At 60.2% G+C, this 26,339-nt stretch carries 26 protein-coding genes; all 26 read left to right on the forward strand.

The genetic code is table 11. The annotated features are described in order from the left end of the window. Positions 1-77: 77 nt before the first annotated feature. The 26 genes from L8H52_RS16905 (at position 78) to L8H52_RS17030 (ending at position 26,332) form a co-directional block, all read left to right on the forward strand. Entirely contained in the window at positions 78-245 is a 168-nt protein-coding gene (locus L8H52_RS16905) for a rubredoxin (RefSeq protein WP_007954349.1), read from the forward strand. A 20-nt stretch (positions 246-265) separates the two neighbouring features. Then, positions 266-1,414 (forward strand): FAD-dependent oxidoreductase, encoded by a 1,149-nt coding sequence (locus L8H52_RS16910; RefSeq protein WP_242207860.1) that lies wholly within the window; start codon positions 266-268, stop codon positions 1,412-1,414. Between the two features lie 192 nt (positions 1,415-1,606). Further along, complete coding sequence (locus tag L8H52_RS16915) at positions 1,607-1,882, forward strand: HU family DNA-binding protein (RefSeq protein WP_003213368.1); 276 nt, start codon at positions 1,607-1,609, stop codon at positions 1,880-1,882. A 651-nt stretch (positions 1,883-2,533) separates the two neighbouring features. Further along, on the forward strand, positions 2,534-4,096 hold the full coding sequence (gene tssA, locus L8H52_RS16920; RefSeq protein WP_242207859.1) for a type VI secretion system protein TssA: 1,563 nt from the start codon (positions 2,534-2,536) through the stop codon (positions 4,094-4,096). 32 nt (positions 4,097-4,128) lie between these two features. Next, positions 4,129-4,632 carry a type VI secretion system contractile sheath small subunit gene (tssB, locus tag L8H52_RS16925; protein ID WP_003229587.1) on the forward strand — a complete coding sequence of 168 codons (504 nt, stop codon included), beginning with the start codon at positions 4,129-4,131 and terminating at the stop codon, positions 4,630-4,632. 25 nt (positions 4,633-4,657) lie between these two features. Then, positions 4,658-6,133, forward strand: coding sequence for a type VI secretion system contractile sheath large subunit (tssC, locus tag L8H52_RS16930; protein WP_007920272.1), 1,476 nt, complete (start codon positions 4,658-4,660; stop codon positions 6,131-6,133). Positions 6,134-6,142: 9 nt separating this feature from the next. Beyond that, entirely contained in the window at positions 6,143-6,550 is a 408-nt protein-coding gene (tssE, locus tag L8H52_RS16935; protein WP_007920274.1) for a type VI secretion system baseplate subunit TssE, read from the forward strand. 11 nt (positions 6,551-6,561) lie between these two features. Further along, entirely contained in the window at positions 6,562-7,062 is a 501-nt protein-coding gene (locus tag L8H52_RS16940) for a PAAR domain-containing protein (RefSeq protein WP_095119779.1), read from the forward strand. A gap of 14 nt (positions 7,063-7,076) precedes the next feature. Further along, entirely contained in the window at positions 7,077-7,901 is an 825-nt protein-coding gene (locus tag L8H52_RS16945) for a hypothetical protein (RefSeq protein WP_242207858.1), read from the forward strand. Further along, positions 7,891-8,235, forward strand: coding sequence for a hypothetical protein (locus L8H52_RS16950; RefSeq protein ID WP_150694286.1), 345 nt, complete (start codon positions 7,891-7,893; stop codon positions 8,233-8,235). Before L8H52_RS16945 ends, L8H52_RS16950 begins: the two co-directional genes overlap by 11 nt. 37 nt (positions 8,236-8,272) lie before the next feature. Continuing rightward, positions 8,273-8,665 (forward strand): hypothetical protein, encoded by a 393-nt coding sequence (locus L8H52_RS16955; protein ID WP_242207857.1) that lies wholly within the window; start codon positions 8,273-8,275, stop codon positions 8,663-8,665. A gap of 23 nt (positions 8,666-8,688) precedes the next feature. After that, complete coding sequence (locus L8H52_RS16960) at positions 8,689-9,063, forward strand: hypothetical protein (RefSeq protein ID WP_242207856.1); 375 nt, start codon at positions 8,689-8,691, stop codon at positions 9,061-9,063. Further along, entirely contained in the window at positions 9,063-9,479 is a 417-nt protein-coding gene (locus L8H52_RS16965; RefSeq protein WP_242207855.1) for a hypothetical protein, read from the forward strand. The genes L8H52_RS16960 and L8H52_RS16965 overlap by 1 nt, the downstream gene beginning before the upstream one ends. Then, positions 9,472-9,897, forward strand: coding sequence for a hypothetical protein (locus tag L8H52_RS16970; protein WP_242207854.1), 426 nt, complete (start codon positions 9,472-9,474; stop codon positions 9,895-9,897). Before L8H52_RS16965 ends, L8H52_RS16970 begins: the two co-directional genes overlap by 8 nt. Before the next feature lie 27 nt (positions 9,898-9,924). After that, positions 9,925-11,712: a type VI secretion system baseplate subunit TssF gene (gene tssF / locus L8H52_RS16975; protein WP_242207853.1), complete on the forward strand. Its 1,788-nt coding sequence runs from the start codon at positions 9,925-9,927 to the stop codon at positions 11,710-11,712. Continuing rightward, positions 11,676-12,683, forward strand: a complete 1,008-nt coding sequence (gene tssG, locus L8H52_RS16980; protein WP_064116462.1) for a type VI secretion system baseplate subunit TssG — start codon at positions 11,676-11,678, stop codon at positions 12,681-12,683. The genes tssF and tssG overlap by 37 nt, the downstream gene beginning before the upstream one ends. A gap of 11 nt (positions 12,684-12,694) precedes the next feature. After that, positions 12,695-15,352, forward strand: a complete 2,658-nt coding sequence (gene tssH, locus L8H52_RS16985; RefSeq protein WP_242207852.1) for a type VI secretion system ATPase TssH — start codon at positions 12,695-12,697, stop codon at positions 15,350-15,352. 10 nt (positions 15,353-15,362) lie between these two features. Beyond that, entirely contained in the window at positions 15,363-16,883 is a 1,521-nt protein-coding gene (locus L8H52_RS16990; protein WP_242207851.1) for a sigma 54-interacting transcriptional regulator, read from the forward strand. 93 nt (positions 16,884-16,976) lie between these two features. Continuing rightward, positions 16,977-17,117: a hypothetical protein gene (locus tag L8H52_RS16995; protein ID WP_007920296.1), complete on the forward strand. Its 141-nt coding sequence runs from the start codon at positions 16,977-16,979 to the stop codon at positions 17,115-17,117. Positions 17,118-17,135: 18 nt separating this feature from the next. Then, positions 17,136-18,332: a type VI secretion system-associated FHA domain protein TagH gene (gene tagH, locus L8H52_RS17000; protein ID WP_122604593.1), complete on the forward strand. Its 1,197-nt coding sequence runs from the start codon at positions 17,136-17,138 to the stop codon at positions 18,330-18,332. A 5-nt stretch (positions 18,333-18,337) separates the two neighbouring features. Further along, positions 18,338-18,838 (forward strand): type VI secretion system lipoprotein TssJ, encoded by a 501-nt coding sequence (gene tssJ, locus L8H52_RS17005; RefSeq protein ID WP_007920299.1) that lies wholly within the window; start codon positions 18,338-18,340, stop codon positions 18,836-18,838. A 2-nt stretch (positions 18,839-18,840) separates the two neighbouring features. Then, positions 18,841-20,172 carry a type VI secretion system baseplate subunit TssK gene (gene tssK / locus L8H52_RS17010; RefSeq protein ID WP_007920300.1) on the forward strand — a complete coding sequence of 444 codons (1,332 nt, stop codon included), beginning with the start codon at positions 18,841-18,843 and terminating at the stop codon, positions 20,170-20,172. Positions 20,173-20,177: 5 nt separating this feature from the next. After that, on the forward strand, positions 20,178-21,053 hold the full coding sequence (gene icmH / locus L8H52_RS17015) for a type IVB secretion system protein IcmH/DotU (protein ID WP_016985783.1): 876 nt from the start codon (positions 20,178-20,180) through the stop codon (positions 21,051-21,053). A gap of 13 nt (positions 21,054-21,066) precedes the next feature. Continuing rightward, entirely contained in the window at positions 21,067-24,606 is a 3,540-nt protein-coding gene (tssM, locus tag L8H52_RS17020) for a type VI secretion system membrane subunit TssM (protein ID WP_242207850.1), read from the forward strand. Further along, positions 24,606-25,334: a PP2C family serine/threonine-protein phosphatase gene (locus L8H52_RS17025; RefSeq protein WP_038359322.1), complete on the forward strand. Its 729-nt coding sequence runs from the start codon at positions 24,606-24,608 to the stop codon at positions 25,332-25,334. The genes tssM and L8H52_RS17025 overlap by 1 nt, the downstream gene beginning before the upstream one ends. Beyond that, positions 25,331-26,332 carry a serine/threonine-protein kinase gene (locus tag L8H52_RS17030; protein ID WP_242207849.1) on the forward strand — a complete coding sequence of 334 codons (1,002 nt, stop codon included), beginning with the start codon at positions 25,331-25,333 and terminating at the stop codon, positions 26,330-26,332. Before L8H52_RS17025 ends, L8H52_RS17030 begins: the two co-directional genes overlap by 4 nt. Positions 26,333-26,339 lie beyond the last annotated feature (7 nt).

Raw genomic sequence — 26,339 nt, forward strand, 5'->3', positions numbered from 1 at the left:
GCCCTGAGCCGGATGGCAGCGCAACTCCATCGACCGTCCGCGCCGGCACCAAGCCTGAACCCTGAGGAAGTACCTGAATGAAAAAGTGGCAATGTGTGGTCTGCGGCCTGATTTACAACGAAGCCGACGGCTGGCCGGATGACGGCATTGCGCCGGGCACCCTGTGGCAGGACGTGCCGGAAGACTGGCTGTGCCCGGACTGCGGCGTCGGCAAGATGGACTTCGAAATGATCGAAATCAACTAAGCAAAACAAAGGAGTAAGGCATGAGCGCACCTGTCGTCATCATCGGCACCGGCCTTGCGGGCTATAACCTGGCCCGCGAGTTTCGCAAGCTCGACAGCGAAACCCCGCTGCTGCTGATCACTGCCGATGACGGCCGCTCTTACTCCAAACCGATGCTCTCCACCGGTTTCGGCAAGAACAAGGACGCCGATGGTCTGAGCATGGCCGAGCCGGGCGCGATGGCCGAGCAGTTGAAAGCCGAGGTTCGCACTCATACGCGCATCAGCGGCATCGACGCCGGCCACAAGCGTCTGTGGATCGGCGAAGAAGCGGTTTATTACCGTGATCTGATCCTCGCCTGGGGCGCGGAAACCGTGCGTGTGCCAATCGAAGGCGATGGCGCGGAGCTGGTATTCCCGATCAACGATCTCGAAGACTACGCGCGTTTCCGTGCCGCTGCGGCGGGCAAGCGCCGGGTGCTACTGCTCGGTGCCGGCCTGATCGGCTGCGAATTCGCCAATGACCTGATCCTCGGCGGCTACGAAGTGCAACTGGTTGCACCCTGTGAACAGGTCATGCCGATGCTGCTGCACCCGGCGGCTGCGGCGGCCGTGCGGGCCGGGCTGGAAAGTCTCGGTGCGAAATTCCATCTCGGCCCGGTACTGACACGCTTGCAGAAAGTCGCCGACGGCCTCGAAGCGCATCTGTCCGACGGCCAGGTCATCCCATGCGATGTGGTGGTCTCAGCCATTGGCCTGCGTCCTCGCATCGATCTAGCGGCGGCTGCCGGTGTACAGGTCAATCGTGGTGTCGTGGTCGATCGGCACCTGAAAACTTCCCACGCCAATATTTACGCCTTGGGCGACTGCGCTGAAGTCGACGGGCTGAATCTGCTGTACGTGATGCCCCTCATGAGTTGTGCGCGAGCGCTGGCACAAACCCTGGCGGGCAACCTGACTGCGGTGAGTTACGGCCCGATGCCGATCACGGTGAAAACCCCGGTGTGCCCATTGGTGGTTTCGCCGCCACCACGGGGCAGCGAAGGTGTCTGGACGGTTGAAGGGCAGGGCGCCGACATCAAGGCCCTGTGTCACAGCACCGACGGCCAGTTGCTCGGTTACGCGCTGACCGGCGCTGCGGTAATGGAAAAACTCGCCCTGAACAAACAGCTTCCGGCCCTGCTGGCGTAAATACCGGTCGTTCTGTCGGAATCACCCCGCTTTTGCCCCTACAAAGGTCGCGGGGAGACTGGCGCCGCCGGTATCCGCGTGCCATTCTCACTCCCGTCTGCCGCAGAGTAGAGCACCTGCGGCGCCTTGGGCGCTGTTCCAACGAGGACAGCACGGACATAACAACAAAAAACCGTCAAAGGGGCTTCACTAATGCGTAAACCAGAACTCGCCGCTGCAATCGCTGAAAAAGCAGATCTGACCAAAGAACAGGCCAACCGCGTACTCAACGCCGTTCTCGAAGAAATCACCGGCGCTCTGCACCGCAAGGACAGCGTGACGCTGGTCGGCTTCGGCACCTTCCTGCAACGCCACCGCGGCGCCCGCACCGGCAAAAACCCGCAGACCGGCGAACCGGTGAAAATCAAGGCCAGCAACACCGTTGCGTTCAAGCCAGGCAAGTCGTTGAAAGACAGCGTTAATCCATAATTGCGGCGAACTCCTCGAATAACGGGGAGAACCGTATAAAAATGGGCACACCGATTGCGGTCGGGTGCCCATTTTTTGTGCCTGTTGTCTGGTTCTGACACCCAACAGTTTTTGCGGCCTTTTATTAGGCAGCGCAACTGGTTGCATTTGCTGGCTATCGATCCGTCACGCAGTTAAATCAATTCTCTATATATAAAAGCCATCATTGTGATGGCACTTTCTACGCTGTTGGTTGTCTTGCGGTGAATTGTTGAAACAACACTGAAATCTTTCGGAATCATCCTACATCCGTTTTTTTCAAAACCCGTCATGCTCCGCGCCATTCTCATCGACCCCGGTTTTCGGTGATCACGGCCGATTGGAACGAACGCTCTAAGTCAGGGCTTTCAAGTGTTTCGTACGGCTGCGTATATATGAAGGCGGCATCGGGGATCCCCTGACTAAATATAGGGAAACCTCCTACAACAAACAAAGAACAGTTCGTCTTGTTGTTTAATCAGATGCTTGCTAGTGGCCATCATAGTGATTACGATGCGCCCACTTGAAAGAGCACATCTCAATTGGATGAGTCGCTTCACCGCTCTTCGATACTGTCCCGCGCCACGGTTACTCCAACAGGCGCCTGACTGTAATCCTTAATAAAGGCCATGGATGTCCTACTCAAGCAAACTTTCCGCCCATTACCTCGAACTCGCTAAAGTCTCTGTTTCCAAAGAGAATTTCGCGGGCGAAGACGTTCGTTTTTCGAGCGAATTCGAGGCGCTGGAAAGCGAGCTGGCCAAAGCCTCGTCGATGCACGAAAGCGGGCAGATCGACTGGCTGAAAATCCGTGAAAACAGCGAAAACCTGCTGCGTACCCAATCCAAGGATTTGCGTGTCGGCGCCTGGCTGACCTGGTCGCTGTACCAGCGCGAGTCCTTTCCCGGCCTCCTTGCCGGCCTCGGCTTGCTGCACCATTTGTCGGAAAACAACTGGGCCGACGTTCACCCGCTCAAACCCCGCACCCGTGCCGCCGCGATCGGCTGGCTGGTGCCGCGTCTCGAGCAGGTCATCACCGAAAACATTGCGATCAAAGAGCAGCTACCGATGTTCCGGCAGCTCTCCGAGCACCTGTCCGGTCTCGAAGGGGCGTGTGCTGAGCACCTGGGCGATGACTCGCCGCTGTTGCTGCCGATCTCCCGTCGCCTGAAAACCATGATCCAGCGCGCCGCTGACAACCAGCCGGCTCCCGGTGTGGTCGGCGCGGCGGTGGCGCAGGTCAAGCAGGCCGCGAGCCAGTTGCTCACCCCCGGCGCGCCGATCGACAACGAGCGTGATGCGCACAAAGCCTTGCGCGCCCAGCAGGAAAGCGCCCGTCCGCTGTGTGCCTGGTGGCTCAAGCAGAAAGCCACCGACCTGCGCGCCCTGCGCCTCAATCGCACGTTGCTGTGGATGACCATCGACGCGGTACCCGAGCGCAACGCCGAGCAAATCACCGTGCTGCGCGGTTTGCCGCTGGAAAAACTCAAGCTCTATCAGGACCGTTTCGATCAGGGCAAATACGCTGACCTGCTGGTGGAACTGGAGGCGAGCCTGGCGAAGGCGCCGTTCTGGTTCGATGGCCAGAGGATGGTCTGGGAATGTCTCCAGAACCTCAACGCCGAGCTGGCAATGCGCGAAGTGGAAATCCACTTCGCGCTTTTGATTCAGCGCCTGCCCGGCATTGTCGAGTTGCGCTTCCATGACGGCGCGCCGTTTGCCGATCCGTCCACCCGGGCGTGGATCGCCGCCAACGTCATGCCGCACCTGCAAAGCGCCAGTGCGCCGCGCAAGGTCGAAAGCGAAAATGTCGAAACCCAGCCGGCCTGGGAAAAGGCCCTCGAGGAAGTCCTGCCGCTGCTGCGCAAGGAAGGCCTGAAGCCTGCCGTGCAGACCCTCAAGCAAGGTTTGCAGTCGGCCCACGGCGGACGCGAACGCTTCTTCTGGCAGTTTGCGCTCGCGCGCCTGTGCTTCATGGCCAAGAAATACGAACTGGCCAAGAACCAGCTGGAAACCCTCGATCAGACATTACAGGACTCAGGCCTGCACGCCTGGGAGCCCGATCTTGCATTGGAAGTGCTGCATCTACTGCATAGCTGCTGCGAGTTGTTGCCGCAGAACCATGCCGTACGTGAACGCAAGGAAGAGATTTATCGCAGGCTGTGCCACCTCGATCTCGAAGTGGTACTCGAATAGGCCCCAGGGCCACAACCGCAAGGAGAAAAGCCATGGCCAAAGAAGGCTCGGTAGCCCCCAAGGAACGCATCAACGTCACCTTCAAACCCGCCACCGGCGGTGCTCAGGAAGAGATTGAACTGCCGCTGAAGCTGCTGGCAATCGGTGACTACACCCACCGCAAGGACGATCGCAAAATCGAAGATCGCAAGCCGATCAGCATCGACAAGATGACCTTCGACGAAGTGTTGGCCAAGCAAGAACTGGGTCTGACGCTGAGCGTGCCGAACCGTCTGCAGGAAGATGGCGAGGCCGACGAGCTGGCTGTGCAACTGCGCGTCAATTCGATGAAGGACTTCAACCCGGCCAGCCTGGTCGAGCAAGTGCCTGAGCTGAAAAAACTGATGGAACTGCGCGATGCGCTGGTGGCCCTCAAAGGCCCGCTGGGTAACGCACCTGCGTTCCGTAAAGCGATCGAAGGCGTGCTCGCCGACGACGAATCCCGCGGTCGCGTACTCGGTGAGCTGGGCCTGAACGCCGCAGCCCCGGACGCCTGAGACTCCAGCCAAGGAAGCCAACACAATGAGCACTAGCGCAGCACAAGAGAAGAGCGCCGGCAACGGCGAGTACAGCATTCTCGACAGCATCATCGCCGAAACCCGTCTGACTCCGGACGACGAAGCCTACGACATCGCCAAGCGCGGTGTGTCGGCGTTCATCGAAGAACTGCTCAAGCCGCAGAACAACGGTGAGCCGGTCAAGAAGGCCATGGTTGACCGCATGATCGCCGAGATCGATGCCAAGCTCAGCCGTCAGATGGACGAAATCCTGCACCACCCGGATTTCCAGGCGCTGGAATCGTCGTGGCGTGGTCTGCAGTTGCTGGTCGACCGCACCAACTTCCGCGAAAACATCAAGATCGAAATCCTCAACGTCTCCAAAGAAGACCTGCTGGACGATTTCGAAGATTCGCCGGAAGTCATGCAGTCGGGCCTGTACAAGCACATCTACACCGCTGAATACGGCCAGTTCGGTGGTCAGCCTGTGGGCGCGATCATCGCTAACTACTACATGTCGCCAAGCTCGCCAGACGTCAAGCTGATGCAGTACGTGGCCAGCGTTTCGTGCATGTCCCACGCGCCGTTCATCGCTGCTGCCGGCCCGAAATTCTTCGGTCTGGAAAGCTTCACCGGCCTGCCGGATCTGAAAGATCTGAAAGACCACTTCGAAGGCCCGCAATTCGCCAAATGGCAGAGCTTCCGTACTTCGGAGGACTCCCGTTATGTTGGCCTGACCGTGCCGCGTTTCCTGCTGCGTAACCCGTACGATCCGGAAGAAAACCCGGTCAAATCGTTCGTGTACAAGGAAACCGTTGCCAACAGCCACGAGCACTACCTGTGGGGCAACACCGCTTACGCGTTCGGCACCAAGCTGACCGACAGCTTCGCCAAATTCCGCTGGTGCCCGAACATCATCGGCCCACAAAGCGGTGGCGCGGTTGAAGACCTGCCGTTGCACCATTTCGAAAGCATGGGCGAAATCGAAACCAAGATTCCTACCGAAGTTCTGGTTTCCGATCGTCGTGAATACGAACTGGCCGAGGAAGGCTTCATCTCCCTGACCATGCGTAAAGGCTCCGACAACGCGGCGTTCTTCTCCGCCAGCTCGGTGCAGAAGCCGAAGTTCTTCGGCATCAGCGCAGAAGGCAAGGCCGCAGAGTTGAACTACAAGCTCGGCACCCAACTGCCGTACATGATGATCGTCAACCGCTTGGCTCACTACTTGAAAGTGCTGCAGCGCGAGCAACTCGGTTCGTGGAAAGAGCGTACCGACCTTGAGCTGGAACTGAACAAGTGGATCCGTCAGTACGTTGCCGACCAGGAAAACCCGAGCGCCGAAGTGCGTGGCCGTCGTCCGCTGCGCGCTGCGCAAGTGATCGTCAGCGACGTTGAAGGCGAGCCGGGCTGGTACCGCGTGAGCTTGAACGTGCGTCCGCACTTCAAGTACATGGGTGCCGATTTCACCCTGTCGCTGGTTGGCAAGCTGGACAAAGAGTAAGAGCGACTCATGGACGGATACGGCAGCCTGTTCGAACGCCTCAACGGCGACGCGCAACTACGCAAGGGCAACAGCCTTGAGGCTTGTGCCATGGCGTCAGTGGCTGCCCATCTGGCCAAAATGCTCAGCACCCGGGCCGGCAGCGTGCAAACGCTGGCCGACTACGGGTTGCCCGATCTCAATGACATGCGTCTGAGCCTGCACGACTCCCTGAGTCAGGCCCGTCTGGCCATCGAAAATTTCATCGAAGCCTACGAGCCGCGCCTGAGCAACGTGCGTGTCATTTCCCTGCCGCGTGACCACGATCAACTTCGCCTGGCCTTCAGCATCGAAGGCCTGCTGGAAGTTGAAGGGTTCAAGCGTCAAGTCAGTTTTTCCGCGCGCCTGGATGGCAGCGGTCAAGTGAAGGTCACCTAAGGAGATCCCCGATGTCTGGCAAACCCGCAGCACGCGTATCCGACCCCACCGCTTGCCCACTTCCAGGCCACGGTACCAACCCGATCGCCGCCGGTTCCGGCGACGTGTTCTTCGACGGCCTCGCGGCCGCCCGCCAAGGCGATGCCTCGGCGTGTGGTGGTGCGATGGTCGGCGATCTGGCGACCACGGTTTTGATCAATGGCAAACCGGCCGCCACGGTCGGCTCTGTTGGCTCTCACGGCAACAAGGTTACGGCAGGTTCCGGGACGGTCATCATCGGGAATTCGCATTCGCCTGTGGCGTTTGTGCCGCCAGTGCCTTTGATCATTCCGGGTTTTGATGCTCAGTTCCAGCTGAAAAACGGTCTGGGCAATCCGCTTGCGGATACTAAATACCTACTCCGTCGAGCGGATGGTTCTCTCGAAAGTGGAATCACCAATGAGTTGGGCCTGACTCATCGCGTGAAGGCCCACACAGCCTCCGAAAAAATCGAAGTTTTTATTGAGAGCTGAGGGAGTACTCATTCATGGCCGAGGCTGAAAAAATCAATAAGGATGGGCAGGAATATGTGCCAGCGGGCGGGGCCGCGAGCACAAAAACCTCTGAGGTTGCGCCGGTAGAGTTGCAGGTTTGCCGCTGTAACGGAAAAGAAGTCACAACGCTGGCTGGCTACGACAGCATCCCGAGCTATACCGGCGAGCTGCCTTCTCCGTTGCAAATTATGTGGTACGTGCCAAAAACCAAAGAAATGCTTAAGGCAAGTTTCTCTGATACAGAAATTCGTGTCTGGATAAAGCAGGCGGCTGAATATTATGGCGTCCCGCATATTTTGCTGGCGGTTATTCTGCAGCAGGAGAATGGACCTAAGGGCAGTAAATTTCTTCAAACCATGCAATTCGGCGAACGGTCGCTGACCACTCTGCTGGCAATTGTTGACAACTTGGCTTTCGATGCCGTCCCCGACAAGTTGGCCGGTGGCTCCAGCGGCTTTGCCAATATGAGTAGGGCAACATTGCAGAAGTCCGTTCAATACACAGAGAACTATTACTGCAAGAAACCTTTGCCCGAAGACGTTCAGTACCGGATTTTTGGCTGGAACCAGGACACGCGAATTCCGGGCGATGATTGGAAGGCAGACCTCTACTATTGCGCCGGCCATTTACGTGAACTGGTTGACCGGGCTACCGGGACTAGCTGTCACTCCGGGGCGCTGACCGCAGAGCAGCTGAAAAAGGTGATTGCTTCCTACAACGGTTCGGGGCCGCTTGCCGAAAAGTATTCAACCGATGCTATGACGTTGTTAGACGCAGCGAAAGCAGGTACGGCGTGGTTGTATTTTTATGAAAGATAAACTCTCGACGTCTACCACTCTTGCGCTTGCTGCCGGCATTTTGGCTGTGGGGGTTGTCGTGTGGACAAACATTTTCTCCAATTCGCTGATGCTGTTAATGGACGGCGTTAATTTTATTCCTGCGGAATCTTCAATCCTCGCTTTTGAACCTTATGAGATAAATCAAGGGTCGTCTTCCTATTGGATCTACGGTCAGGATGGGGAAAATTATTATTATTTTTCTTATGACGCGGCTGCGCCTTACATTTTTATTTCCAAAGCAAATGTTTGTCAGGGGTTTGATCGTCTGAATTTCAAAACATGGTGCAGTGCGAAACAAGGTACGAAGAAATGATCAGCGAGGCATCGATCTGCTCATGAAACAGCCAAGGATGATTTCCATGTCGGGGGGGGCAGTGTTTTTCACGTTTTTCATCCCAGTGACTGCCTACGCCGCTCAGCAGGTCTACAGCAATAATGTTTTCCTGCTGAACACCTGTGGTGTGCCTCTGGAATTGTGCGTGGTGCATGACTCCAACTATGACGATAAACCCCGCCGCTTGGCGTTGAATCCAGATCAGCGCAGAACTATCGCCAACTACAGCTCGTTCGGCGAGGACGTAGCCGGTCAGATCAGCGACCAGTACAGCCTGTCGATCAAGAGCCCGACGGCGACCAAAACCATCGACGCGCAGACGTTGCGAAAGGCTGTCGCAAGCACCGAAAGAACTGAAGAAAAAGCTGTTCGTTCATGGGTCATTACTGATGGTTCTTTCTGCCCATGAAGTTTTTTAGCGGGAACGGCTCAATGAAATCAAGAGCGTGGCAATGCCTTGCCGCTTTCCTCTGCTCGGTCGGTTTGCTGACGATTCTGGTCGGCTTCGCGCTGCTGTTGCGAATGGAAAGCTCGACCAAACCAAAGCTGTTCGCTCATCCCAACGCATTGTGGGTGGGCGCCGAAGATGGCGGGGTATTCGTTGAAGTGACCAGGAACGAGGCGCCGGACTATTACGTCGAGATTCGCCACGAGAGTGGCGGAGTGTGGACTGAGGGCTGGGTTCGATACGGCACACGGGACAGCTACCCATTGAGCGCTGCCGCTATCGGTGGCTACGACGGCGTCGAACTCTATGTGTATTCGGGGATGGCGATCACGCCGAAAAAGCAGGGAGTGGCGCAGTGATGAATATCTATGCGCGTCTTGCACTCTGTCTGGTGATCCACGCGGCGGGATGTGTGGCCTACGTGTTTCTGAATAACGCAGTGGTTGTGGCCTACAAGGCTTTCAACGGCGGATTCACCACCCGTGGCGTGGCGATTGGCATCGCCCACTACATGTTCATCTACATATTTTTTGGCATAAACGCGCTGGCCGTGATCATCCCGAACCTGTGGGCCAAGCTCGGTCTGCTCGCTCTAATGGTTGCCTGGATTCTGTTCATGATGGTGCCTGACAACCCGCTACGCGCACTGTTCTACACCGTGGCCCAAGGCGGAGTCACGTTGTTGGCGATTCTGCTCACGCAGGTCATTGAACTGCGTTGGGAAAAGCTTGCGCTGATGCGGCAGACGTCGCCTGCGAGCCCTGCTCATGCTTAGTCGTGCGCAACTTAGCTTCTTTATGTGCGCCTTGTGGTGGCCATTGCTGGCGGTGTTGGCGATCAGTTCCTGTGACCTGTGGAATGGCGAGTATTCAACACCCGAGTCGTCCGGAATTTATTGGCAGTACCTGTTGTGGTGGGGAATTCCCGGGCTTCTGGGTTTCTCGCTGTGGATGTCCCGATCGGCGCAGCGCCGAAACGAGCAGCAGGCATTGCGGATGGTTTGGTGGGCGCCGGTGAAGTTCATCCCGTTCTATGCCGTGCCATGGATGCTGTATGGCTTGCTCAGTCTGGCCGTCGGTCAGCTCAGTGATGCCTACATGGCGTACGGCTGGATCTCGATTGTGCCGTTTCTCCTGATTGGCGGTTACGTCTGTGCCGGCGTGACGGTCGCGGTCTACAGGATATTTTTTTGATGCGTTCCATTACCAGGCAGGTAACCCGTGTCCTTTAACCACTACTACCAAAGCGAACTCACCGCACTGCGCCAACTCGGTCGCCGCTTCGCCGAGCGTAGTCCGGCGTTGGCGCCGTATCTGGGGCAGGCCGGGCGGGATCCGGACGTGGAGCGGTTGCTCGAAGGTTTTGCGTTTCTGACCGGGCGTCTGCGCCAGAAGCTCGATGACGAGTTGCCGGAGCTCAGCCATTCGCTGATGCAGTTGCTGTGGCCGAACTACATGCGCCCGCTGCCGGCGTTCAGCATTTTGCAGTTCGATCCGCTCAAGCGTTCCGGGCCGGCGTTGCGTGTCGAGCGCGATACGCCGATTGAAAGCAAGCCGATCGAAGACGTGCGTTGCCGCTTCCGCACCTGCTACCCGACTGACGTGCTGCCACTGGATCTGGCCGCGCTGAACTACTCGGTGAAGGGCGACGGCTCGCTGCTCAGCCTGCGTCTGGAAATGAGCGCCGACGGCCACCTTGGTGAGCTGGAACTGAGCAAACTGCGTCTGCACTTTGCCGGTGAGCGCTACATCAGCCAGATGCTCTACCTGAGCCTGTTGCGCAACCTCGAAGGCATCGAGCTGATCCCGCTCGACGGTGCCGGCAAACCGATTGATGGCGTCAGCGGCAAACCGATGGCGTTCAAGATTCCCGGTGATCGGGTCAAACCGGTGGGCTTTGCCGAAGAAGAAGCGTTGATCCCGTATCCGCTGAACACCTTCCGTGGCTATCGCTACCTGCAGGAATACTTCGCCTTCCAGGACAAGTTCCTGTTCGTCGACGTCAACGGTCTGGACATCCTCAACGCGCTGCCGGAAGACACCCTCAAGCAGATGCGCGGCCTGGAATTGCGCTTCGACATTCGCAAGAGCGGCATCATGCGCATGCGGCCGACGCTGGATAACGTGAAGCTGTTCTGCACGCCGATTGCCAACCTGTTTGCGCACGACGCACTGCCGATTCGCCTCGACGGAAAGCAGGACGAATACCTGTTGCTGCCGGCGGAATACGATCTGGAAAACTGTGGTGTGTTTTCGGTGGAAACCGTGACCGGCTGGAAACCCGGCGGGCTCGGTTATCAGGAGTACGTGCCGTTCGAATCCTTCGAGCACGACCCGAGTTTCGACGTACCCAACAGCCGTCCGCATTACAGCATTCGCCAGCGGTCGTCCTTGCTGCACGACGGCCTCGACACTTACCTGAGCTTCGGCATCCGCCACACCGAAGCCCACGAAACCCTGTCGATCGAGCTGATCTGCACCAACCAGAACCTGCCGCGCAAGCTCAAGCTTGGCGACATCTGCATGGCCTGCGAAGAGACGCCGGAGTTCTTGAGCTTCCGCAACATCACCCCGGCTACGTCGAGTTTTGCGCCACCGCTGAATCGTGACTTCCTGTGGAAGCTGATCAGCAACATGTCGCTTAACTATCTGTCGCTGGCCGACGTCAATGCGTTGAAGGTGATTCTCGAAACCTACGACTTGCCGCGTTACTACGACCAGCACGCGGAGAAGGTCAGCAAACGCCTGCTCGGCGGCCTCAAGCACATCAAGCATCACCACGTCGACCGCTTGCACCGTGGGTTGCCGGTGCGCGGTTTGCGCACCGAACTGACCATCGACCCGGAAGGGTACATCGGCGAGGGCGACCTGTTCGTTTTCGCTTCGGTTCTTAACGAGTTTTTCGCGCTTTACGCCAGTCTCAATTCATTCCATGAGCTGCGCGTAAAAAGCACACAGGGAGAGGTGTACCAATGGACACCACGTATGGGCCTGCAGCCCCTGCTTTAAGCGGGCTGACCAAGGTAATACGCGAGTACTCGCTGTTTCAGGCCGTGCTGCTGGTGATCGACCGGCTGCGCGAGGCACACCCGCACCTGAGCGAAGACGATCTTTACGACCACGTGGAGTTCCAGGCCAACCCGAGCCTGGGCTTTCCGCGCAGCGACGTCGATCGCGTGGAGTTTTTCGAAGAGCACGGGCAGATGCGCGCGCGCATGCGTTTCAACTTGATCGGCCTGGTCGGCTCGGGCTCGCCGTTGCCGGCGTTCTATGGCGAACAAGCCCTGGGCGACAGTGAAGACGGCAACCCTACGCGCAACTTCCTCGACCTGTTCCACCATCGCCTGCAACGGCTGATGCTGCCGATCTGGCGCAAATATCGTTACCGCGCGAGTTTCCAGAGCGGCGCGCTCGACCCGTTTTCGGCGCAGCTGTTTGCGCTGATTGGTCTGGGCGGCGACGAGATCCGCAAGGCCAAGGAACTCAACTGGAAACGCCTGCTGCCGTACCTCGGCCTGCTCAGCTTGCGCGCGCACTCGGCGGCGTTGATCGAAGCCGTGCTGCGTTACTACTTCAAGCACGAAGACCTGGTCATCGAGCAGTGCATCGAGCGTCGCGTGGAAATTCTCGAAGAGCAGCGCAATCGTTTGGGCCGCGCCAACAGCCTGCTCGGTGAAGACCTGGTGCTCGGCGAACACGTGCGCGACCGCAGCGGCAAATTCCGCATTCACATCACCGAACTCGACTGGCAGCGATTCCATGAATTCCTGCCGATCGGTTTCGGTTACCAGCCGCTCTGCGCGCTGGTGCGGTTCACCTTGCGTGACCCGCTCGATTACGACATTCGCCTGGTTCTGCGCCAGGAAGAAATCCGCGAACTGCGCATTGGTGAGCAGAACGCCTGTCGCCTCGGTTGGACCAGTTGGCTGGGCCGCGAAAAAGCGGACGGCGTGGTGACCCTGGGCAGCAAAATTCATTAAGGAAGTGAGCCATGATCAACGTAGACCTGCAACAACTCATCCAGGCGCTGGACGCCGAAACCCGTCGTGATCTGGAACGTTCTGCCGAGCGTTGCGTGGCCCGTGGCGGCAGCAAGATCCTCGTCGAAGATTTGATGCTCGGTCTGCTCGAGCGTCCGAACGGCTTGTTGTCGCGTGCACTGCAGGATGCAGACGTCGACGCCGGCGAACTCAGCGCCGCGCTGCAATCGCGCGTCGAACACAGCGCTTCGCGCAACCCGGTGTTCGCCCCGGAACTGGTGCAGTGGCTGCAAGACGCGCTGCTGGTGGCCAACCTCGAGCTGGGTCAGACCCAGGTCGAAGACGCGGCGCTTATCCTCGCGCTGCTGCGCAATCCGATGCGCTACGCCGGCAGCCGTTATCAGCCGCTGCTCGCCAAGCTGAACATCGATCGCCTGAAGGAATTTGCCCTGTCGCAACAGGAGCAACCAGCGGCCAATGGCAAACCGGCGGCGCAGGGCGAATCGCTGTTGCAGCGCTTCACCCACAACCTGACCCAACAGGCCCGCGACGGCAAACTCGACCCGGTGCTGTGCCGTGACGGCGCGATCCGGCAGATGGTCGACATCCTCGCCCGTCGCCGCAAGAACAACCCGATCGTCGTCGGTGAGGCCGGTGTCGGCAAGACCGCCATCGTCGAAGGCCTGGCTTCGCGCATCGCCGCCGGTGAAGTGCCGCAAGTGCTCAAAGGCGTTGAACTGTTGTCGCTGGACATGGGCCTGCTGCAGGCTGGCGCCAGCGTCAAAGGCGAGTTCGAGCGTCGCCTCAAAGGCGTGATCGACGAAGTCAAAGCCTCGCCGAAACCGATCATTCTGTTCATCGACGAAGCCCACACCCTGATCGGCGCAGGCGGCAATGCGGGTGGCTCCGACGCAGCCAACCTGCTGAAACCGGCACTGGCGCGTGGCGAACTGCGCACCATCGCCGCGACCACCTGGGCCGAGTACAAGAAATACTTCGAGAAGGACCCGGCGCTGGCCCGTCGTTTCCAACCGGTGCAACTGCACGAACCGACTGTCAGCGAAGCGGTGACCATCCTCCGTGGTCTGGCCCAGGTTTACGAGAAGAGCCACGGCATCTACCTGCGTGATGACGCGGTGGTTTCCGCTGCCGAATTGTCTGCGCGTTATCTGGCCGGCCGACAACTGCCGGACAAAGCCGTCGACGTCCTCGACACCGCTTGCGCCCGTGTGCGCATCAGCCTAGCCGCCGCTCCGGAAAGTCTCGAGCGCCTGCGTGGCGAACTGGCTGAAGGTGGCCGCCAGCGTCAGGCGTTGCGCCGTGATGCCGAAGCCGGTCTGCTGATCGACCACGAAGCGCTGGATGCACTGGAAGCACGTCTCGACGAAGCCGAAGACGAAATGGTCGCGCTGGAAACCCTGTGGACTGAGCAGAAGCAACTGGCCGAACGCCTGCTGGAACTGCGTCAGCAACTGGCCAAGGCCCGCGAAGCTGCTGCCGTCGAGCCAGTGGTCACCGTTGAGGAAGACGCCGAAGGCACCGTGATCGAAACCGTCGCTGCCGAAGTCGAAGAAGGCCAGAGCGTCGAAGCGCTGGAAGCCCAGCTCAACGAAACCCACAGCGCCCTGACCGCCGCACAGGTCAAGGAGCGTCTGGTCAGCTTCGAAGTGTGCCCGCGTCTGGTTGCCGAAGTGATCAGTGCCTGGACCGGCGTGCCGTTGGCGCAACTGGCCCGCGAACACAACGCCAAAGTCGCCAGCTTCGCCACCGACCTGCGCACGCGCATCCGTGGTCAGGAACAAGCCGTGCACGCACTGGATCGCTCGATGCGCGCCACCGCTGCCGGCCTGAACAAGCCTGACGCACCGGTCGGCGTGTTCCTGCTGGTCGGCCCGAGCGGCGTCGGCAAAACCGAAACCGCACTGGCCCTCGCTGACTTGCTCTACGGCGGTGATCGTTTCATCACCACCATCAACATGTCCGAGTTCCAGGAGAAACACACCGTTTCTCGTCTGATCGGCGCGCCACCGGGCTACGTCGGTTATGGCGAGGGCGGCATGCTCACCGAAGCCGTGCGCCAAAAGCCGTACTCGGTAGTGCTGCTCGATGAAGTCGAGAAGGCCGACCCGGACGTGCTCAACCTGTTCTACCAAATCTTCGACAAAGGCGTGGCCAACGACGGCGAAGGTCGCGAGATCGACTTCCGCAACACGTTGATCCTGATGACCTCGAACCTCGGTAGCGACAAGATCAGCGACCTTTGCGAGAACGGCGCACGCCCGACCGCTGAAGTCCTCGAAGAAACCATTCGCCCGGTGCTGAGCAAGCACTTCAAACCGGCGTTGCTGGCGCGGATGAAAGTGGTGCCGTACTACCCGGTCGGCGGCCCGGTGCTGCGCGAGCTGATCGAGATCAAACTTGGTCGTCTCGGCGAGCGCCTCAACCGTCGTCAGCTGGATTTCAGCTGGTGCCAGAACCTCGTCGATCACCTGTCCGAGCGTTGCACGCAAAGCGACAGCGGTGCGCGCCTGATCGACCATCTGCTCGACCAGCATGTGCTGCCGCTGGTGGCGGATCGTTTGCTCGACGCCATGGCCACCGGTGAAAGCCTCAAGCGTGTGCATGCCACGCTCGACGGCGACGCCAGCGTGACGTGCGAGTTCGCCTGAGGTGGGTGTGATGTTCACTCAGGTGCCGCAGCCACTGGTCTATGCCGAAGCGTTGCTGGCGCAGTTCGCCAGTCTGTCGCGGGCGGCGGACGGTGCTGCGTTGCTGGGTGACTTCGTGCGTGGTCTGGCCGAGCTGAGCGGTTGCGAATTGACGCAGCTGTATCTGCTCGACGCCACCCACACGTGCCTGGGGATGAACGCCGAATGCCTCGACGGCGCCCTGCAACCGCGTGAAGCGGCGATCCTGCCGGCGGATTACAACGGTGAGCAACTGCTGCAATTCGCCCTGTGCCAGAATCGCGTGGTGTGCCTCGACGACTTGAGCGGCAGCCTGCACGAAACCAGTTTTCTGCCGGCGGCGGTTTCGCCGTGGCAGTCGCTGCTGTGCGTGCCACTGGTCAATCAGCACAAGGCGGTCGAAGGCTTGCTGCTGTGCGCCAGCCGTCGTCGTACCCACCTGCAAGGCTTCGCCGATTCCCTCGGCCAGCTCGGCTCGTTCGTGCTCGGCCAGTTGCATTTGCTGCAACGTTTGCGTCAGCCGTTGGCAGAGTCGGCATCGGTTGTGCGCAGCGTGCCAAGCATCAGTGGCTATGGGCTGATCGGCAAAAGCGCGGCGATGCGCCAGACCCATTCGCTGATCAGCAAAGTCCTGCACAGTCCGTACACCGTGTTGCTGCGCGGTGAAACCGGCACCGGCAAGGAAGTCGTCGCGCGGGCTATTCACGATTGCGGCCCGCGTCGGTCGCAGGCGTTTATCGTGCAGAACTGCGCGGCGGTCCCGGAAAACCTGCTGGAAAGCGAACTGTTCGGCTATCGCAAAGGCGCGTTCACCGGCGCCGATCGCGACCGCGCCGGCCTGTTCGATGCGGCCAATGGCGGCACGCTGTTGCTCGACGAGATCGGCGATATGCCGCTGTCGCTGCAAGCGAAGATTCTGCGCGTGTTGCAGGAAGGCGAGATTCGTCCGCTGGGTTCCAACGACACCCACAAGATCGATGTACGCATCATCGCCGCGACCCACCGTGATCTGTCGACGCTGGTCAGCGAGGGCAAATTCCGCGAGGACTTGTATTACCGTCTCGCGCAATTTCCGATCGAGCTGCCGGCACTGCGTCAGCGCGAAGGCGACATCCTCGAACTGGCCCAGCACTTCGCCGAAAAGACCTGCACGTATTTGCAGCGCGATCCGGTGCGTTGGTCGAGTGCGGCGCTGGAACACCTGTCCGGCTACAACTTTCCCGGCAACGTGCGTGAACTCAAGGCATTGGTCGAGCGCGCGGTGCTGTTGTGCGAGGGCGGTGAGTTGCTCGCCGAGCATTTCTCCCTGCGCATGGAGGCAATGCCGGAAGACAACAGCCACCTCAATCTGCGCGAACGACTGGAGCAAGTCGAACGCACTTTGTTGCTCGATTGCCTGCGCAAGAACGACGGCAACCAGACCCTCGCCGCCCGCGAACTGGGTCTGCCACGGCGCACGCTGCTGTACCGGCTCGGCCGTCTGAACATCAATCTGGGAGATTTCGATGGGTAGGCAAAACATCCTCGATTTTCCCGCAAAAACCAATTTCAGCGCCGCCCGCAAGGGTCGGCGCTTTGTGCTTTGTCTACACCTGGAGACCCTCTGATGTCTGTTCGTCACTGGCAAGCTGTCCTGCTGACCCTCGTCGTTCTATGCGGCCTTGGCGGCTGTAGCGGCAATTACAAATTCAACGACAACGACTATCGCCCGTTGGGTGATCCGCAAGCGGTCAATCGCGGCAAGTGACCGCAAGGAGCATCAAACATGGAATTGGTTTTCGAAATGCTGAACACCAAGCAGTTCGTGCCCACCGAGTTGTGCCAGAAGACCTTTAAACAGGCCGGCGGCGTGATCGGGCGGGGCGAGGACTGCGACTGGATCATCCCTGACCGCAAGCGTCACCTGTCCAATCACCACGCGATTGTCAGCTATCGCGAGGGCACATTCTTCCTCACCGACACCAGCAGCAACGGTGTTCAGGACGGCGAGAGCGGTGCACGCCTGCACAAAGGCGAACCGGTGCGCATCGAGCATGGCAGCACCTACGTACTGGGTGACTTCGAGATTCGCGCGCGCCTGGTCCGTGACCCGGCGACCTTCGACGGCGAAGTCGGCCGCCCACGCGCCGCTGGCAGCATCATTCCGGACGATGCGTTCCTCGATCTCGACCCGCTCAATGCCCTCGAACAGCAAGAGCGCGTGTACTCAGAAATCGACGAACTGCTGGCGCCGAACACCAAGCCTGAGGATTCCCGTCAGCGCGCCGACTACGCGCGCATCGACATGGAAAGCCTGATGGTGCCGGAACTGATCGCCGCGCCTGCCGAACCAGAGCCTGCTCCGGCGCCGAAAGCCGTTGAGCGTCAAAGCGAAGGTTTCTGGGAGCACTTCGGTGCTGCGCTGGGCGTCGACGTCAAAGGCCTCAGCCACGACGAACGCGAAGCCCTGGCCCTGAACGCGGCGCGCTTGCTGCGCCAAAGCATCGGCGGATTGCAGCAGAGCCTGCGCACCCGCTCGGAGCTGAAAAACGAATTGCGTCTGGCCCAGACCACCGTGCAAGGCACCAACAAGAATCCGCTGAAATTCGCCGTCGATCCGAGCGAAGCCCTGCAGATTCTGTTGCAACCAAGCAAGCCCGGCCATCTGCCGGCCGAGCAAGCCATTTCCCGCGCGTTCCGCGACCTGCAGGCGCATCAAGTGGCGCTGCTGACCGCCAGTCGCGCCGCCGTACGCGGCACGCTGGAGCACTTCTCGCCGGAGCAACTGACCCTGCGTTTCGAGCGTGACAGCAAGCCGTTGATCGCCACCTCGGGCGGGCGCTGGAGAGCGTTCGGCCGTTATCACCAGGCGCTGCGTCAGGACGATGACTGGAGCGAGCGTCTGCTGGCCCGCGACTTCGCTCAGGCCTACGAAGAACAGATCCGCCTGATCTCCACCCTCCACACCGACCACCAAGGATGATGCGCATGTCTCGCCGCTCGACCGCTTTTTTCAAGACGCTGACTGCGCTCACCGTGCTGGTGCTGCTCGCCGGTTGCTCGTCGCTGTCGCCGTACTCGAAAGTGACCAAGATCAACCTCAAGCTGACCGGCAGCGATCAGCTCAACCCGGACCTCAACGGCCGTCCTTCGCCGATCGTCGTGCGCCTGTTCGAACTCAAGCACCCGGTGACCTTCGAGAACGCTGACTTCTTCAGCCTCTACGAACGCGCCAAGGAATCCCTCAACCCGGATCTGGTGGCCAGCGAAGAACTCGAACTGCGCCCGGGTGAAACCGTGGAAATGAAGCTCAAGGTGGAAGAGGGCAGCCTTTATGTTGGCGTTCTCGCCGCTTACCGCGACTTGCCGGACACCCAATGGCGCCACACCGTTCAGATCACTCCGCTGGAAGTCACCGAAGTCGATCTGACTCTGGACCAGACCGGCATCCGCAACACCAATCAAGTGCTCGCCAAGGCGGATGACTGATCATGAATACCCATAAAGTCATTTGGCAGGAAGGCATGCTGCTGCGTCCGCAGCACTTCCAGCACAACGATCGTTATTACGATCACCAGATGAAAACCCGCACCCAGTTGCTGGGTGGCTACACCTGGGGTTTCCTCAATCTGGAGATCGACCTGCAGTTCCTCAACATGGGCAAACTGGTGATCAGTGAAGCCTCGGGGATTCTGCCGGACGGCAGCCTGTTCGAACTCGGTGGCAACACCGAGCCGCTGGCGCTCGACGTACCACCGAACACTGGCAACACGCCGATCTATCTGGCGCTGCCGCTGGTCACCGGTAACCACATCGAGTCGCGCCGTCCGGAGCAATCCGACGTGCTCGCGCGTTACACCGCGTACGACGCCGAAGTGGCCGACTCCAACGCCGGCGACGATTCCGCCAGCCAGGTCAGCTGCGGTCGCCCGGACTTCAAACTGTTGCTCGGCGAGCAGCAGAGCGATCAGGCCTACGTGAAGCTGAAGATCTGCGACGTGCTCGACACCACCCCTGACGGCGTGATCAGCCTCGATCCGGATTTCGTCCCGACCTACATTCAGGCCCACGCCTCCAGCTATTTGCTGTCGTGCCTGAAAGAAGTCATCAGCATGCTCAACCACCGTGGCGACACGATTGCCGAGCGGATTCGCTCCAATGGCAAGGTTGGCGGCGCGGAAGTCGGCGACTTCATGATGCTGCAACTGATCAACCGCACCGAACTGCTGCTGCGCCACTACCTCGGCCTGGAGCAAGTGCACCCGGAAGAGTTGTATCGCACGTTGCTGACCATGCTCGGCGATCTGGCGACCTTCTCCGGCGAGAGCAAACGCCCGCGCCTGGACAGCCGCTATTCCCACGCCGACCAGGGTGGGAGCTTCCGCAAACTGATGGAAGCGATTCGTCAGGTGCTGTCGATGGTGCTCGAACAGCACGCCATCGAACTGATCCTGCAAGCGCGTCAGTACGGCATCATCGTCTCGCCGTTGCACGACCACAAACTGCTCGGCTCGGCGTCGTTCGTGCTGGCAGCCAGTGCCAACTGCGACTCCGAAGAACTGCGCCACCGCTTGCCGGCGCACCTCAAGGTCGGCCCGGTGGAACGTATCCGCCAACTGGTCAACCTGCACTTGCCGGGGATCAAGGTCAAACCGTTGCCGGTGGCCCCACGGCAGATCGCGTTTCACTCGAACAAAACCTATTTCATCCTCGAACTCAGTTCCGAAGACCTGGCACAACTCGAGCGCTCCGGCGGTTTCGCGTTCCATGTGTCCGGCGAATTCGCCGAGCTTGAACTGAAATTCTGGGCCATCAGGAACTGACCGACATGATCAAGGAAACGGATTACAACCAGGACGACAAAACCGTCCTGCTCGATCGTCAGGGCCACGGACCGGCATCGAGTCCGCTGACCGACTTCGCCGCGCCGCCGCGTTTCGAGCAACTGGAAGAACGCATGATCTACGCCGCGCGCCTGCGCCCGGCGGAAGCGTTCAACATCAGCCTCAATTCGCTGGTCGCTGCTTCGTCCGAGCTGCTTTCGGAAGTGGTGCGCCTCAAGCACAGCGAAACCCGCGAAGACTTGTACGCACTCAACGAGCGTCTGACTGCCGGGCTGAAATTGTTTGAAGTACGCGCCCTGCACAACGGCGCCGAGAGCAGCCAGGTGATGGCCGCGCGTTACGTGCTCTGCACCGTGGTCGACGAAGCCGTCGTGACGACGCCGTGGGGCAACGAAAGCGAATGGTCACAGATGAGCCTGCTGAGCAGCTTCCACAACGAAACCTTCGGTGGCGAGAAGTTCTTCCAGTTGCTCGATCGACTGTCGAAAAACCCGGTCAAGCACTTGCCGATGCTCGAGCTGATGTACCTGTGCCTGTCCCTCGGTTTCGAGGGCAAGTACCGCGTACAGGCACGCGGCATGCTCGAACTTGAAGGCATCCGCGATGCTCTGTATCGGCAGATCCGTCAGTTGCGTGGCGACGTGCCGCGCGAGTTGTCGCCGCACTGGGAAGGCTTGAACGATCAGCGTCGTAACCTGGTACGCATCGTGCCGGCGTGGATGGTGGTGTTGTTCACTTTCGTCTGTCTGGTGGTGATGTATTCGGGCTTCGCCTGGGTCTTGGGCGAGCAGCGCGACACCGTTCTGCAACCTTATCAGCCGCTTGATCCGGCCGCGGTGCAACCGCAGTCGCAGCCGTAAACAGGGACGTGTGATGAAAAAGTTTTTCAAGAAAGTCGGCGCCTTCCTGCGCCAGACCTGGGTCTGGACCTTGCTGCTGGTGCTGTTTGTGGCGCTGCTGGTGTGGTTCGTCGGCCCGTTGTTGGCGGTGGATGACTACAAGTTCTGGGAGAGTGCGACCGCGCGCTTGCTGACCATCGCTGTGCTGTTCCTGATCTGGGGCCTGACCATGGTCTTCGTCAGCTGGCGCTCGGGTATTCGCAAGAAAGCCGAGGAAGAAAGCGAGGACGGCCAGGATCGCATTCGCCGCGAAGAGCTGATCGACGAAGAACAGAAGGAGTTGAAGGCACGTTTCAAAGACGCGCTGAAAACCCTGAAGACGTCGAGCCTGTATCGCGGCCGCAGCGAGCGCTGGCGCAGCGACTTGCCGTGGTACCTGCTGATCGGTCCGCAGGCTTCCGGCAAGACCAGCCTGCTGGACTTTTCCGGTCTGGAATTCCCGATCAACAAGATCGACCGCAAGCTGACCCGCGACACCCTCGGCACCCGTCATTGCGACTGGTACTTCGCCGACCACGGTGTGCTGATCGACACCGCCGGGCGTTACACCACGCAACCGGATGTGGAAGTCGACGGCGGTGCCTGGACAACGTTGCTGGAGCTGCTGCGCAAGCGTCGTCGCGGCCGTCCGTTGAACGGCGTGCTGGTGACCATTCCGGTGGAAACCCTGCTCGGCGGCAGTGAGCAGGACATCGACACCCTCGCGCGCCAGATTCGCGGCCGTCTGCAAGACGTGCATCAGAAACTGCACGTCGACGTACCGGTGTATCTGGTCCTGAGCAAAGCTGACAAGTTGCTCGGTTTCGACGAGTTCTTCGATCAACTGACCCGCGAAGAAAGCGATCAAGTGCTCGGCACCAGTTTCCGCAAGGATCAGGTCGGCACCGACGTCGCTGTGCTGCGCAACGAGTTCGAAGAGCTGCTGCGTCGCCTCAACAGCCAAGTGATCATGCGCATGCACTCCGAGCGCGACACTCAGCGCCGTGGCCGCATCCTCGACTTCCCGCATCAACTGGGGCAGATCGGCGAGCGCCTGTGCCTGTTCGTCGACATGGCGTTCACCGGCAACCGCTATCAGCGTGCCACGCAACTGCGTGGTTTCTACCTGACCAGCGCGCCGCACCTGACCCAAGAGATGGATGCGACCACCGCCGGCATCGGCGCCAGCCTCGGCATGAGCGCCGGCGTGCTGCCGACCCTGCGCAGCGGTCGTTCGCGGTTCATCCACCACTTGTTCAGCCAGGTGATTTTCCCTGAGTCCGACCTGGCCGGTCTGGACAAGCGCGAACGCAGCCGCATTCATTGGGGCCAGCGTGCGCTGTACGTTGGCGCACTGGCCTCGCTGGCACTGTTCGGCATGCTCTGGGCGGGTGGTTTCTCGGCCAACTACGAGCGCCTGGAAAACCTGCGCAATCTGGCGCAGAACTGGACGCAGCAACGCACGGCGCTGTCGCCGCGTGATGACGCCATGGGCGTGCTGAAAACCCTCGACAGCAGCTATGCCGCAACTCAGGTGTTCCCGAAAAAGGGCGACGTTTCGTATCACGAACGTGGCGGGCTGTATCAGGGTGAAGACGTCAATCCAGTGGTCAAAGAGGCTTACGAGCGCGAGCTTGAAAAGCAACTGCTGCCACGGGTGGCGACCATGCTCGAAGGGCAGATCCGCGCCAACATGAAGGACCGTGACCGCCTGCTCAACAGCCTGCGCGCGTACCTGATGCTGAACATGAAAGACCGTCGCGATGCGGCGTGGCTGAAGGACTGGGTCGGCACTGACTGGTCGACGCGCTACACCGGTAATACTGCGGTGCAGAACGGTCTGAATGCGCATCTGGAACGTTTGCTGAAACAGCCGTTTATCTACCCGCTGAACGACCAACTGGTCACTCAGGCGCGTCAGGTATTGCGCAGCGAATCGCTGGCCACCGTGGTTTACCGCATGCTCCGCGAGCAGGCGCGCAACCTGCCGGACTATCGTTTCAGCCAACACCTCGGTCCACAAGGCTCGCTGTTTATCGGCACCGAATACGTGATCCCGGGTTTCTACACGCAAACCGGTTATCAGCAGTACTTCTCGGTACAGGGTTCGGCGCTGGTCACCGACATTCTGCGTGACAACTGGGTACTCGGCGAAGGCGCAGGCATCAGCGACATGGACTTGCGTCGTCTGATGGTCGAGCTGGAGCAGCTGTACTTCCGCGACTACGCCAACTACTGGAGCGAAGCCGTTGGCCAAGTTGCATTGCCGCCGATCAGCGACGCCGGTGAAGGCGCCGAGCAACTGGCGGGCCTGACCTCGGCCAACTCGCCGGTGCTGGCATTGCTGACCGAAGTGCGTGAGAACACCCGCTTCCAGGCCGCTGCAGATCCGGTCGAAGAAGCTGGCGACGCTGCTGATGCGCTGTCCGGGCAGAAAGGCAAACTGGGTAAAGTCGGCAAACTGGCGTCTGCCGTGGCGGACAAGGCTTCGGCCCTGAACGTGGCGAAAACCCTGCCGGACACCGCGAAGAAGTCGCTGCAACGCCGCTTCGAACCGCTGCATCGTTTGCTCGATGACAACAACGGCCCGGCGGCGGACCTGACGCCTGCACTGAGCGCGCTCAACGACCTGCAACTGCAACTCGCCGGTCTGGCCCGTTCCAGCACGCCGGAACAAGCCGCGTTCGAAATGGCGAAAACCCGCATGAGCGGCCAGCGTGATGCGCTGACCAACCTGCGCAATGCCTCCAGCCGACTGCCGCGTCCGCTCAGCGTGTGGTTCAACGTGCTGGCCGAAGATTCGTGGCGTCTGGTGCTCAACGATGCTTACCAATACCTGAACGGCCGTTATCAGAACGAGCTGTACAGCGTGTATGGCAAAACCATCAGCAAGCGTTATCCGTTCAGCGCCAGCAGCACCAGCGACGTAGCGATCAGCGATTTCCGTGAGTTCTTCCGCGCGCAAGGCACCGTCGACCGCTTCTTCGACAGCTACCTGCGTCCGTTCGTCAGCGGCGATCCGGGCAACTACCGCATGCGCAGCGTCGATGGTCACAGCCTGCCGGTATCGAAGATGTACCTGGACCAAATGGCCGCAGCGCTGACGATTCGTCAGAGCTTCTTCTCGATCAACCCGGCCGAGCCGACCGTGCAGTTCAAACTGGAGCCGTACACCCTCGACCCGGCGGTCAGCCGTTCCGAGTTCAAGTTCGGCGACAAGACCATGGAATACCGCCACGGTCCGATCCTGCCAATGTCCTTCAAGTGGCCGACCGATGCTGAAGACGGTCGCACCAGTCTGGTCATGGACAAAATGGCCGGGCGCCCGATCGGCATCGAGAAGAACTCCGGCCCATGGTCGCTGTTCCGTCTGTTCGACCTGATGCAGACCGAGTACCTGACCGGCCGCGACGTGCTGGTGCTGAAAGCCGATGTAGGTGGCCTGCGCGCCAACTACCTGCTGACCAGCCAGCGCACGCCGAACCCGTTCGACATGGGCGTACTGCGCACCTTCCGTATGCCGGTGCAGCTCTGATGCTGGTGGCCAGTGCCTGGCGCAGCGCGGCGCGGACCGACCCGGGCAAGGTGCGGGCGCGCAACGAAGATGCCTTCCTCGACTCGCCACAGCAGGGGCTGTGGGTGGTCGCGGACGGCATGGGCGGTCATCAGGGTGGCGACATCGCCAGCCAGTTGATCGTCGCCAGCCTGGCTGAACTGCCGCAACACGAGGACTTCGACGAACGCCTCAAAGCCATTCGCCAGTGCCTGCACTGGCTGAACCGGCGTTTGGGGCAGGAGTTGACGGTCACCGCCGGGCGTCACGACAGCATCATGGGCAGCACCGTCGTCGCGCTGCTGGTGGAAGGCAATCGCGCGGCCTGCATCTGGGCCGGCGACAGCCGTTGTTACATGTGGCGCGGGCAGCGGCTGTATCAGCTGTCCAAGGACCATTCGCTGCAACAGCAATTGATCGACGAGCAGCAAATGAGCGTCGAACAAGCGGCAGCACACCCGGCGGCTCAGGCGTTGACCCGAGCCGTCGGCGCCGCCGAACAACTGACCCTGGATGTCCTCGAACTCGAGGTCTATCCGGGCGATGCGTTTTTGCTCTGCAGCGATGGTTTGTATCAGGGCTTGAGCAGCGATGCCCTCGGCAACGCTCTCAGCCTCAGCGCGCCGCACGTGGCGCTGGAACGTTTGTTCGACGGCGCTCTGCGTGGCGCCGCGCGCGACAACCTGACAGCCGTGGTGATCCGCCAATGACTGAAATCGAATCCTCAGTCGATGACTTACTGATGAGCGAAGAACAGGCCAACAACCTGACCTACTTCGCCTTCGCCAAGGAAAACAAGGCAGAGCCTTTGCTGGCGCCGACCAAGGCCAGCATCGGTGCACTGCCGGATGTACTCGCCGGTCGCTACCACCTCGAGCGTCTGCTCGGGGCCGGTGGCATGGGCGCCGTTTACCGGGCGCGGGATCTGCTGCACGAACAGTTCGGTGATCCCGATCCTTACATCGCGCTGAAAATCCTCAGCGAAGAATTTGCCGAATCGCCGGACGCCAGTGCCTTGCTCTACAGCGAGTTCGCCCTGACCCGACGCCTGCGCCACGACAACGTCGTGCGTGCACACACTTTTGAAGTCGACACCGACTGCCAGCGGGCCTTCATCACCATGGAATACATGCGTGGCCTGACCCTGGACAAATTGCTCTGCGAGCGGCCCCTCGGCCTGCCGTGGCAAGAACTGCGCGACATCGTCCTGCCGCTGCTCGACACGTTGGCCTACGCCCACGGTCGCGGCGTGCTGCACGGTGACCTGAAACCGAGCAACGTCATGCTCAGCGAAGACGGCTTGCGTCTCTTTGACTTCGGCCTCGGTCAGGCAGAGGAGGGCGTGTTGCCCGGCCTGCCACACCTGAGCCGCGAACGCTTCAACGCCTGGACCCCGGGCTACGCCGCCCCCGAACTGCTTGAGGGCCAACCGTTGTCGGCCAGCGCGGACGTGTACGGCGTGGCCTGCGTGATCTATGAATTGGCGGGCGGCAAACACCCGTTCCGCCGCTTGCCCTCGACCCAGGCCCGCGACGAGCATCTGGAGCGCGAGCTGCAAGCACCGGCGAATTTACCCAAACACGGCTGGCCAGCGCTGCGAACCGCGCTGAGCTTCGACCCGGCAGAACGCACCATCACTGCCCAACAATTGCGTGACGCCTTGGGCGCCACTTCGTCCTGGCTGCAACGGTTGCGACTTCGGGCCTAACGGATGA

It is taken from the genome of Pseudomonas sp. CROZ-RG-20F-R04-15 (genome assembly GCF_022662375.1).
Taxonomy (GTDB): domain Bacteria; phylum Pseudomonadota; class Gammaproteobacteria; order Pseudomonadales; family Pseudomonadaceae; genus Aquipseudomonas.

Coding starts and splice junctions, on each gene's coding strand:
- L8H52_RS16905 (WP_007954349.1), top strand. CDS start 78: ATGAAAAAGTGGCAATGTGTGGTCTGCGGCCTGATTTACAACGAAGCC.
- L8H52_RS16910 (WP_242207860.1), top strand. CDS start 266: ATGAGCGCACCTGTCGTCATCATCGGCACCGGCCTTGCGGGCTATAAC.
- L8H52_RS16915 (WP_003213368.1), top strand. CDS start 1,607: ATGCGTAAACCAGAACTCGCCGCTGCAATCGCTGAAAAAGCAGATCTG.
- tssA (WP_242207859.1), top strand. CDS start 2,534: ATGTCCTACTCAAGCAAACTTTCCGCCCATTACCTCGAACTCGCTAAA.
- tssB (WP_003229587.1), top strand. CDS start 4,129: ATGGCCAAAGAAGGCTCGGTAGCCCCCAAGGAACGCATCAACGTCACC.
- tssC (WP_007920272.1), top strand. CDS start 4,658: ATGAGCACTAGCGCAGCACAAGAGAAGAGCGCCGGCAACGGCGAGTAC.
- tssE (WP_007920274.1), top strand. CDS start 6,143: ATGGACGGATACGGCAGCCTGTTCGAACGCCTCAACGGCGACGCGCAA.
- L8H52_RS16940 (WP_095119779.1), top strand. CDS start 6,562: ATGTCTGGCAAACCCGCAGCACGCGTATCCGACCCCACCGCTTGCCCA.
- L8H52_RS16945 (WP_242207858.1), top strand. CDS start 7,077: ATGGCCGAGGCTGAAAAAATCAATAAGGATGGGCAGGAATATGTGCCA.
- L8H52_RS16950 (WP_150694286.1), top strand. CDS start 7,891: ATGAAAGATAAACTCTCGACGTCTACCACTCTTGCGCTTGCTGCCGGC.
- L8H52_RS16955 (WP_242207857.1), top strand. CDS start 8,273: ATGATTTCCATGTCGGGGGGGGCAGTGTTTTTCACGTTTTTCATCCCA.
- L8H52_RS16960 (WP_242207856.1), top strand. CDS start 8,689: ATGAAATCAAGAGCGTGGCAATGCCTTGCCGCTTTCCTCTGCTCGGTC.
- L8H52_RS16965 (WP_242207855.1), top strand. CDS start 9,063: ATGAATATCTATGCGCGTCTTGCACTCTGTCTGGTGATCCACGCGGCG.
- L8H52_RS16970 (WP_242207854.1), top strand. CDS start 9,472: ATGCTTAGTCGTGCGCAACTTAGCTTCTTTATGTGCGCCTTGTGGTGG.
- tssG (WP_064116462.1), top strand. CDS start 11,676: ATGGACACCACGTATGGGCCTGCAGCCCCTGCTTTAAGCGGGCTGACC.
- tssH (WP_242207852.1), top strand. CDS start 12,695: ATGATCAACGTAGACCTGCAACAACTCATCCAGGCGCTGGACGCCGAA.
- L8H52_RS16990 (WP_242207851.1), top strand. CDS start 15,363: ATGTTCACTCAGGTGCCGCAGCCACTGGTCTATGCCGAAGCGTTGCTG.
- L8H52_RS16995 (WP_007920296.1), top strand. CDS start 16,977: ATGTCTGTTCGTCACTGGCAAGCTGTCCTGCTGACCCTCGTCGTTCTA.
- tagH (WP_122604593.1), top strand. CDS start 17,136: ATGGAATTGGTTTTCGAAATGCTGAACACCAAGCAGTTCGTGCCCACC.
- tssJ (WP_007920299.1), top strand. CDS start 18,338: ATGTCTCGCCGCTCGACCGCTTTTTTCAAGACGCTGACTGCGCTCACC.
- tssK (WP_007920300.1), top strand. CDS start 18,841: ATGAATACCCATAAAGTCATTTGGCAGGAAGGCATGCTGCTGCGTCCG.
- icmH (WP_016985783.1), top strand. CDS start 20,178: ATGATCAAGGAAACGGATTACAACCAGGACGACAAAACCGTCCTGCTC.
- tssM (WP_242207850.1), top strand. CDS start 21,067: ATGAAAAAGTTTTTCAAGAAAGTCGGCGCCTTCCTGCGCCAGACCTGG.
- L8H52_RS17025 (WP_038359322.1), top strand. CDS start 24,606: ATGCTGGTGGCCAGTGCCTGGCGCAGCGCGGCGCGGACCGACCCGGGC.
- L8H52_RS17030 (WP_242207849.1), top strand. CDS start 25,331: ATGACTGAAATCGAATCCTCAGTCGATGACTTACTGATGAGCGAAGAA.